The sequence below is a fragment of the Holospora obtusa F1 genome, from assembly GCF_000469665.2.
GTDB lineage: Bacteria > Pseudomonadota > Alphaproteobacteria > Holosporales > Holosporaceae > Holospora > Holospora obtusa.
The window spans coordinates 1-9,626 of sequence record NZ_AWTR02000046.1 but is presented as its reverse complement, the minus strand read 5'-3'; the positions used below and the strand labels follow the sequence as shown (position 1 = coordinate 9,626).

Here is a 9,626-nt window from a genome sequence, read left to right as displayed (position 1 = left end):
ACTTATCAAATAGTCGCTATACATATCAAGAAGATCCAGTTTCATTTTTTGTCCTTAAAAACTTACGGACGAAAAATATGATTATTTCAAGCAGAAATCAACTATTGCTGCGTAACATCAGTTGATTTACGATAAGGCTTACGTCAGCAGTCACAGAAAACCTCAACTTAATTGATTATCTATACCTTTTTCAAAATATTCAATTTCAAATTAATTTTTTTTAAACATATGTTTTTTTTAATACGATGATTTCATTTGACAAGATAAAATATTTTTTAATTGAAAATTTAATGATCAAAACTTTTCTATACTTTTATTTAAGCACTTAATGAGATATCTTCTTATAGTCTCTTGTGAGCGTCTTATAAAAGTGATACCATGCGTATAATAATGTTAATTTTAGGTGCTTCCCGTGAAGGTTCGAAGTCAACGTTTTGAAACGGTAATAGGTGCATTCATGTTGTTCCTTGTACTCGTTTCTATTGCTTTTTTTTTAATTCGCTCCAGAGGTATTGATAAAAAATATGTCACATTTTACGCAGAATTTGATGCGGTGGATGGTTTGCGCCTTGGAGCGCCTGTGAAAATTAATGGTGTAACCGTTGGAAGCGTACTCAAGCTAAGTTTAGATCCCGAAAATGTCTCTGTAAAAGTTAAATTTAACATTTTAAAAAAGATTGAACTTCCAGAGGATACTTCTGCTTTTATTACTGGAGAATCATTATTTGGAGAGAAAATATTGAAACTTGATTTAGGCGCCTCAGAAATCAAGATGCGCCCTGAAGAAATTATTTATCAAACGCAGGCGCCTTTGATGATTGAAGATTTACTTTATAAACTTTTAGTTCCTGATGAAAAAAAGTCTAAAAAAGAAGAAAAAGAATCAAAAGAAAGTGAACACAAAAACTCAAATCAAAAAGAAAATGGTAACTCAATTCAAAAAGAGGAGATAGAGTCAAGTAATTAATAAAAAATTTCAATCACTAAAATGTAGGTTAACATATTAAAAAACGATTTTTTAATATGTTTTTGTGCTTATGTGAGAGTTGCTTTTGAATATTTTTATATGGCTCAAAAAAACAATTTAACGTTTTTTATAGGAATTTTTTATGAACATATCGTCCACGTATTCTTCTGAAAATATCGAGGTTCTTAAAGGGCTTGATGCGGTACGAAAACGTCCTGGCATGTATATAGGGGACACAGATGATGGAAGCGGTCTTCATCACATGGTATGGGAAGTTGTCGATAATGCTATCGACGAAAGTTTGGCCGGGTACTGTAATAAAGTTGAAGTAGTTCTGGAAGCTGACGGAAGCGCATCTATTACAGATAACGGAAGAGGAATCCCCGTAGATATTCATGCAGAAGAAGGGATTTCTGGAGCAGAATTGATCATGACTCGGCTTCATGCTGGAGGAAAATTTAATCAAAATGCATACAAAGTTTCCGGTGGATTGCACGGAGTAGGGATATCCGCAGTTAATGCGCTTTCTACTTGGTTGGACCTAACAATTTGGAGAGATGGAGGAGAATATTATTTAAGATTTTGCAATGGAGTCCCTCAGGGAAGTTTAGAGCGTACGGGAGATAGTTCGCATAAAGGAACAAAAATTCGTTTTATGCCTTGTAAAGAGATTTTTAAAATTACACATTTTGACGTGGGAGTTTTGGAAAAACGTTTGCAGGAATTAGCATTTTTAAATCCAACTTTAACACTTTCATTAAAGGATTCTAGAGATTCAAAAGAAAATTCTTGGGTGTTTTCCCATTCAGGAGGCTTAAAAGCTTACGTAACTCATTTAAATCGAAACAAAGAAATTCTTCAATCTTCCCCTATCTATATTTTTCTTCAAAAAGAAGATATGACCGTAGAGGCTGCTTTAGAGTGGACAGAAACCTATTATGAAAATAATTTATGTTTTACGAACAACATTCCTCAGCGAGATGGGGGGACGCATTTAGCAGGATTTCGTTCTGCCTTGACACGGGTATTTAATCATGGAGGGGCTGTTTATAAAAAAGAAAAAGTTACGTTTACTGGAGAAGATATCAGGGAAGGGCTTACGAGTGTGCTTTCCGTTAAAATTCCTGATCCAAGATTTGGTTCCCAAACCAAAGATAAACTTGTGTCTTCAGAAATTCGTCCTTTGGTCGAGGCCGCGATTACGGAAGGATTAACTCAATGGTTAGAAGAGAATGTCCAGGATGCAAAACGTATTTATACCAGAATTACAAATTCAGCTTTTGCTAGAGAGGCGGCACGAAAAGCAAGAGATTTAACGCGCAAAAAAAATACTTTGGATATAGCTTCGCTTCCTGGAAAATTATCTGATTGTTCGGAAAAAGATCCGGAAAAAAGGGAGCTATGTCTTTTAGAGGGAGAAAGCGCTGGAGGAACAGCCAGAGGGGCGCGAGATAGAAAAACTCAAGCTGTTTTGCCTTTAAGAGGGAAAATTTTAAACGTTGAGCGTGTTCGTTTTGATCGCATGTTAGCTTCTTCTGAAATTGGAACATTGATTGTCGCTTTGGGAGCAGGAATTGGTCCGGAATTTGATATAGAAAAATTGCGCTATCATAAAATTATTCTTATGACCGATGCTGACGTGGATGGAAGCCATATTCGAACTTTGTTGTTAACGTTTTTCTTTCGACATATGAGGTCTTTAATAGAAAAAGGGCACCTATTTATTGCTCAACCTCCTTTGTACGGGATAAGGAAAGGAACATCTAAAATTTATCTTAAAAACGAACATGCCTTAGAAGAATTTTTGATGGACACGGGTATACGTGGAGTTGTGTTAGAAAATAGTTTAACTTCTAAGGCTGGAGTTGATTTAAAGTCATTTTTAAACACATGCATTAAAGCCAAAGAATTAATACACTCTCTTCAAGTAGGATCTGCCATCATCGTGGAGCAGCTCTTTTTAGCTGGTCTGTTAGAGCAAGCACCTTCTTGCGAGACGTTTGCTTGGTGGGTGGAAACAGCGTTAAACCAGCTTAGACGTTTGGGAGACTGGAAATGGAAGATTTATCAAGAGTCGGAAAAGACTCAAGAAAGTTTGTCGATTGATTATGAAAGAGATGGAATTGTTTTTCGATCAGAGCTTTCTTATAAGCTATACGAACAAAAGGAACTTTTAAAGTTATTGACGTATCGTCCTTACTTGCTGGAAATGTTTCAAGAAGTTTGTACGCTAAGGCAAAAAGAAGATCGCATATGTATTTATGGCCCTTGTTCTTTGTGGACTCAAATTAATAAATATGGTAGAAAAGGTTTGGAAATCAAGCGATATAAGGGGCTTGGAGAAATGGAGGATTATGAATTATGGGAAACGACTTTAGACCCTTCCGCCAGAACGTTGCTTCAGGTTCGTATTGAAGACGCTCAAGCGGCTGATGAATTATTTTCTACGCTTATGGGAGATGCAGTTCCTCCAAGAAGAGCTTTTATTCAGAAGAATGCGATGAATGCGTTGATCGATGCGTAGCGTAAGAAGTACTTTGATTTAAAATAAAGTCTCGGATATTGCTTTGTCGAATCAAGAATAAAGATAGACCTGGACAAAAATGTAAGACAGGAATATACTAAAAATGGGTTAGTGATCAGTATTGTGTATGGTTTTTTATTGAGGTATGACGCAAGATTTTGAAATCAAAAAATTTAGTAACATTCGTACTTTTAAAATAAGATTTCGGTAAAGCTTATGAGTGTACCAAAGGAGAAGAAGATGGAATCAAAAAGCAGCTTTGACGGTCTTGCTTGCATGACAGTATGTCTTCAAGAGCAGCTCCATATGGAAGTTTTTATAAAAAATGCAGGGGTTCATTCTCCCGTTGTTTGTAGTAATGCTCAAGAAACTATTCAAATGTTAGAAACGCTGTATGCAGCGAGTGTTCAAGACTTAAGAAATGCTGTGGGAAGTTCTGGAACGTTAAAAGATTTGAAATCTCAGTTTAAAGGAACGTATCCGTATTTAGGTGTATGGGGAAAAGGAGCAGAAAATATATGTGAAGTTTTGAGATCTTGGGCTATTTTACGGGAAGATGGATATTACGGAACCACCGTTACGCATCCTGCTCTATTTAAAGCGTATTGGAAAGAGCAGCTAGAGCATCTTTTCTCAAATCATGAGCTTTTTTGTATTGTAGGGCGCAGTTCTAGGTTTATTCCTATTTATTTCTTAAAGGAGGATGTCCTATCGCAGGCGAAAGATATTTCAGAAATAAAAGGAATGTTGACAATGCCTTCTCCAAAAGATATGGATGATCAAGTTGCCAATGGTACCGTGGATTGGGATCATTTGGTTATCAAACCTTTATCTTATTTTTCTGCGGAACGTACGGATTATTCGCTTATGAGAATTCAGCATTACTGCGGAACTTCTGCATCTGCTTTTCAAAATTTTATTTTACTTACAAATTATCAGCGTTACGTGGATTTATTTTTTGATTATGCAAAGCAACGTTTAGCGCAAGACAATCAAGTGTATACGCACTGGATTGAACCAAAAGACAAACATTTGTGCTCACAAGAAATGGATCTTTCCAAAACTCGGGAAGCTGGTCATCATTTTCAAATGCCCGCATATCACTTAGTTAGCCCAGGTAACAATGGAATAAGTCTTGTAAATATTGGTGTTGGACCAAGTAATGCAAAAAATATGACGGATCATTTGGCAGTATTGCGCCCTCATTGTTGGATTATGTTAGGGCATTGTGCAGGGTTGCGTCAAAGTCAAAGGTTAGGAGATTATGTTTTAGCGCACGGATATATGCGTGATGATCACGTGTTGGATGAAGGGCTAAACCCTAACATCCCACTCCCTCCGGTAAAAAGTATACAAAACTCTTTACTTGATGCTATTCAGCACATTTGCAAATTTGATGACCAAACTATGATGAGCCGTGTGCGCTGTGGAACTATAGTGTCTACTGGAGACAGAAATTGGGAGCTAGATGTACTGAATCGCTCTAAAATTTTTCGACAGTGCCGTGCTATTGCGTTAGATATGGAATCAGGAATTATTGCGGCAAATGGATTTCGTTTTAGGGTTCCTTATGGAACGTTATTATGTGTGTCAGATCGTCCTTTGCATGGGGAACTAAAGCTTCAATCTATGGCTCAAACCTTTTATGAACAACGTGTACAAGAACACCTTATGATTGGAATTTACGCTTTGGAGTCTTTGCGAAAATTGGGACCTGATAAATTACACACACCAGAGTTGCGTGGTTTTCAGGATGTACTTTTTCGATAAACGTTTTATTTTATCAAATGTTTTATGTTGTTTGAGTTTTTTTGATCTGATGATCTTGCTTATGGTTAGGGATACAGATACATTGATAGTGCTGAATTTTTTTCATTCTGTTTGAGCACATGTTTAGAGAATCTGCTAAACTTCTTTTAGATACATTGTTTGATCGCGTTTATGATCTAGAGAGTTTTTTAAATTGGGACATCAATGAAAGAGAAGAGGCTTTAGAAATCAAGATACCCGAAATTTCTTCTGTTTATTTGATTCATCAACACAATGCTTTAGAGCAAATATGGCTTTCTTCTCCAATTTCAGGAGGATGGCATTTCGTTTTTAATCCCAAGCATGGATGGATAGATACAAGGGGAAAACGTCCATTTTTTTTAATGCTTTTTTCAGAATTCAAACCTTATATTCCAGAATTTTTGTGGAAGTCATCTTGGCTTGAAGAAAAAAGTGCGTAGTTGTTTAGTTCCACATTCTTATGGTATAACTTATAAGGAACTAAAGGAGGCTAATTTATGGGAAGTATACTGCATGGAAATGCCAAGACGACGCTTCGAGTCCGAAAAGAAATACAAAACTCTATGGAGAGCGCCGCAGAAATAGCAAAGCGTCTGGGCCTCAATATTAAAACTGTTTTGAAGTGGAAGAAAGCCGATTGTATTGAAGATAAACGCTCTGGCCCTGCACAGCCAAAGAGCGTTTTATCTGCAACAGAACAAGAGATTGTGTGTGAATTCAGGCGCGTTTCTAAGCTTCCGCTTGATGATGTTTATATTGCTTTGAAAGAGAAAATTCCCAATCTCACGCGCTCTAATCTGCATCGATGCCTCAAAAGAAATGGTCTAAATGTCTTGCCCAAAGAAGAAGAGTCAGCTTCTGAAAAAAAGAAATTTAAAGAATATCCTCTTGGATTTGTTCATATTGACATTACCGAAGTCCGCACAGATCAAGGAAAAAGCTACCTTTTTGTGGCCATTGATCGGGCCACAAAGTACGTTTATGTCGAGATGCATTCAAAGATGTCGGTTAACGAGTCAAGTGCGTTTTTGAAAAATCTGATCGCCCATTGTCCTTTTAAAATAACGAAAATTTTCACAAACAATGGGGCGCAATTTATCTATGAACTGCTTGCGCAACACCTGAGGTCAAAAAACAAAACGCACCCCTTTAATGTGATGTGCAAGGAGCATAACATTGAACACAGGCTCACCAAATTCAAGCATCCTTGGATCAACGGTCAGGTCGAAGTCACCAACAGAATCCTCAAACACTACACAACAAAAGCTTATTTTTATAAAAACCTTGATGAGCTGAAGTGCCATATGATGACTTTTGTGCTTTACTATAATCATCAAATAAAGTTGAAATCATTGAAATACCAGACCCCTTTTGATATTATCATGTTAGAATTTGAACGTAACACGTCAAATTTTAATCATAATCCAAACCACATGTTGTTGGGATTAAATAGGGAAAAAAAGTGAAAAACTTGTTGATAAAAAAAGCGGAAAATGTTACGAAAGAACTCATTATTGTAGCGGGTTTAGTAAACAATAAAGCGATTGCTTTGATGGTTTTAACGGCTCTTCTAATACGCAATTACTTAAAGCTTGGGTAGGGCAGTTTTTGATAAAAGAATTAAAAACCAGGACAAGTTGTGATCATGGATAATGCTTCATTTCATCAATCTCAAAGAACCAGAGAATTACTTAAATCTTCCCGTTGTAGGATTTTTTTTTACCGTCATACTCACAGAATATTTTGGGCAAATATGAAGCGATGGATTAGGAAAAAAATTGAGTGCTTCCAGGGCTTATATCAGTCCATTAGTGTTTTTTTACTTTATCACAATACGACTGCTTTTACTGTAGCGTGACAAAATTTAAACTTTAAGATATTTTCGTTTAAAATATGAGAGCTTGACAAATATTTATCACAGTAAAAAATTTTTATCTTTTTTCACATAAAGCATGTAGAGTAATGCAGGAATACATCCGAGCATACTAAAAAAAATCATTCCGCTCCACCCTAAATGCACCACTAGCCACCCAGAACAAGAGCTGACTAACTGAGAATTAAGGTGCGCAAGGGCTGTAAAAATACTTAACTGAGTTATGGCTTGTCCCAAGTTGACTGTCATAATCTGAAAGGCAAACACACTGGTGAGAGAAAAATTAAGAAGTACTCTTTGTAAGATGCACAAAAAAGACAAAACACTTAATGAACTACTTAAACTTCCCAAAAACAATCCTCCAAATACAAGCATTTGTCCCGAAAGCCCCCATTGCATAACACGAAACACAGAAAATTTTTGGATACAGTATCCGGAAAAAAAAATTCCAAAAGAGCTCCCCCAAAAGTTCCAAAAATCTTGCATACTATATTGCTGCTTAGAAAACCCCATATGTAAAAAAAAGAGCTCTTGATTAGGTGTCCATAAATGGTCACCAATCCTATACAACATAAGAATTAAAAAAATTTTTCGAATTTGGGGGCGCGTTAATAACTCTTTGATAGGAGCAAAAAAATTATAACTTATTCCTTTAAATTTTTGAGTTGGCGCCAAGTCTAAAGAATTAAATATTGGTAAAAATAAAATGCTTAAAGCAATTATTACGCACCCTATTGCCAAACAATGATAGAGAAAAGGCCAACTCCAGGCTTGTTGAGAACAGAATAATGCTCCTGAAACGGCAAATGTCATTCCTGCTCTATAGCCATTTAAGCAAAAGCTTTCTGGTAATCCTCGTAATTTTTCAAAACCCGTGTCTTTTTGGCATGCAATAACCAGCATAGAATAATTTCCGTCTAACATAAATAAAAGTGCAGTACACAAAAAAAATGTTATCCCAGAAAACATTTCACAAAAACTAATCACAAAAAGCAGAAAACTAAATATAATTAAATGCATTGACAGCCAAAATCTTCTCGGATTAAACGGAATCCAAGAAGGTAAAGCCAGAGAAAAAAACGGGCCCCATAACATTTTTAGACTGTAACATATTCCTAAAAGTGCCAAAATATCAAAAGTGCGAATAGAAACTCCTAAATCATTCCCCCAAAGACGCGGCCAAGTTCGAACAGCTTTATTAAGTATACCTCCCCATAAACCTAAAAATCCAATAACCAGCAAACCTTGAATTTTTTTTTCTTGAATTTTCTTAAACTTCATTATGTTTCCTCTAACTATTTTTAATCTAATAAATTTTTTTATATAAAACTCGCGTTCAAAATGACGGGAAGGCTAAAATATTTCAAGATTGCTAGACTTTTTCAAATGTGTAAAGAATCGTAAGGTTTTTGCGCATAATATAACTGAACCAGACCTGCTTGAAGTGTGGTGTAGAAAATTTTCTCAAAACCTGTTTGAAAACATTCTTTTAAAATAACATGTGGAGAAGGAAATTTTAAAATACTATCCGAAAGATATTGATACGCCTGTTGATCTTTACCAATCCATTTTCCTATTAAAGGAATTCCGTGCATAAGATAACATCGATACGCCCACGCTAAACTAGGCAAAACTTCAAAAGAAAATTCAAGTATGAGTAAAACCCCGTTAGGCACTAAAATACGAAAAGCTTCTTGTAAAGCAAAAGAACGGTTCTGCACATTGCGTAATCCAAACCCACATATATACACATGAGCACAGCGCGAAGGTAACGGAATTGCCTCAGCATATCCTTTTAAGAAATGCATCTCGAAAAATGGCATTAAGGTATAACAACGCGTTCTAGCATATGCTAACATTTCTGAACTAGGATCTAACATCCAACAACAACATGCTTGATTGTAATTTTCGGCTTCTTTTAATAAAATTTCACTTATTGCCCCTGTTCCGCACGCAACATCTAGAACGCACAAAGTTTTATGTTTTTTCCAGGGCACATAGGAAAGAAGTTTTTTTCTCCAATACTTATCTTTTCCAAAACTCATAATTTTGTTCATTTGATCGTAAATCGGAGTAATTCGATCAAATAATGAGAAAATAGAGTTCACTAGAGCTCTGAAACATTTTGGAATCCATTCTATCAAAAAGATATTTATCTATCAAGACTTACAGCAAACCTTTCTAAGGCCTACGCATGAAAAAATTTTATTCTACAACTGTGTTTAAAAGATGTATAGATGTATATTTGCCTTAAATTAAGCAGAGAGTTTAAGGAAATGAGAGAAATTATAGAAAGCCATTTTAGTTCACTCATCTTACGTAGCACCTTTCAAAATTTTAAGTTCATTGAACATTAAAACATTGGCTTTTAACAATACTTTTTGTTTTATTGCAAAATGATTCAATGAGGTTTTCACTTTCAATAATTCTAATTTGCAGTATGCAATGAGTGATGCAAATAGATGATTAGA

7 protein-coding genes and 1 pseudogene are annotated in these 9,626 nt (G+C 35.7%); 5 read left to right on the top strand and 3 right to left on the bottom strand.

The features are described 5' to 3' along the window. The first annotated feature begins 412 nt into the window (after positions 1-412). From P618_RS05965 to P618_RS01995, 5 genes are all read left to right on the top strand, one after another. Positions 413-967 carry an MlaD family protein gene (locus tag P618_RS05965; RefSeq protein WP_024161083.1) on the top strand — a complete coding sequence of 185 codons (555 nt, stop codon included), beginning with the start codon at positions 413-415 and terminating at the stop codon, positions 965-967. 142 nt (positions 968-1,109) lie between these two features. Continuing rightward, on the top strand, positions 1,110-3,491 hold the full coding sequence (gene gyrB / locus P618_RS02010) for a DNA topoisomerase (ATP-hydrolyzing) subunit B (RefSeq protein ID WP_021827425.1): 2,382 nt from the start codon (positions 1,110-1,112) through the stop codon (positions 3,489-3,491). A 240-nt stretch (positions 3,492-3,731) separates the two neighbouring features. Beyond that, complete coding sequence (locus P618_RS02005; RefSeq protein ID WP_021827424.1) at positions 3,732-5,261, top strand: AMP nucleosidase; 1,530 nt, start codon at positions 3,732-3,734, stop codon at positions 5,259-5,261. Positions 5,262-5,380: 119 nt separating this feature from the next. After that, entirely contained in the window at positions 5,381-5,722 is a 342-nt protein-coding gene (locus P618_RS02000) for a frataxin domain-containing protein (protein ID WP_021827423.1), read from the top strand. A gap of 57 nt (positions 5,723-5,779) precedes the next feature. Then, positions 5,780-6,748: a DDE-type integrase/transposase/recombinase gene (locus P618_RS01995; RefSeq protein WP_021827422.1), complete on the top strand. Its 969-nt coding sequence runs from the start codon at positions 5,780-5,782 to the stop codon at positions 6,746-6,748. A 449-nt stretch (positions 6,749-7,197) separates the two neighbouring features. Here the strand turns inward: P618_RS01995 and P618_RS01985 are convergent, their stop codons facing one another. The 3 genes and pseudogenes from P618_RS01985 to P618_RS09170 form a co-directional block, all read right to left on the bottom strand. Continuing rightward, a complete protein-coding gene (locus P618_RS01985; RefSeq protein ID WP_021827419.1) occupies positions 7,198-8,436 on the bottom strand; it encodes an MFS transporter in 1,239 nt (412 codons plus the stop codon). Between the two features lie 101 nt (positions 8,437-8,537). Next, on the bottom strand, positions 8,538-9,263 hold the full coding sequence (locus P618_RS01980; RefSeq protein ID WP_024161081.1) for a ubiquinone/menaquinone biosynthesis methyltransferase: 726 nt from the start codon (positions 9,261-9,263) through the stop codon (positions 8,538-8,540). 207 nt (positions 9,264-9,470) lie between these two features. Next, positions 9,471-9,626, bottom strand: a pseudogene (locus tag P618_RS09170) (IS701 family transposase); the annotation flags it as partial.

What these genes read in the sequence shown, in the direction of transcription:
- gyrB (WP_021827425.1), top strand. Translation starts at nt 1,110, where the DNA reads ATGAACATATCGTCCACGTATTCTTCTGAAAATATCGAGGTTCTTAAA.
- P618_RS02005 (WP_021827424.1), top strand. Translation starts at nt 3,732, where the DNA reads ATGGAATCAAAAAGCAGCTTTGACGGTCTTGCTTGCATGACAGTATGT.
- P618_RS02000 (WP_021827423.1), top strand. Translation starts at nt 5,381, where the DNA reads ATGTTTAGAGAATCTGCTAAACTTCTTTTAGATACATTGTTTGATCGC.
- P618_RS01995 (WP_021827422.1), top strand. Translation starts at nt 5,780, where the DNA reads ATGGGAAGTATACTGCATGGAAATGCCAAGACGACGCTTCGAGTCCGA.
- P618_RS01985 (WP_021827419.1), bottom strand. Translation starts at nt 8,436, where the DNA reads ATGAAGTTTAAGAAAATTCAAGAAAAAAAAATTCAAGGTTTGCTGGTT.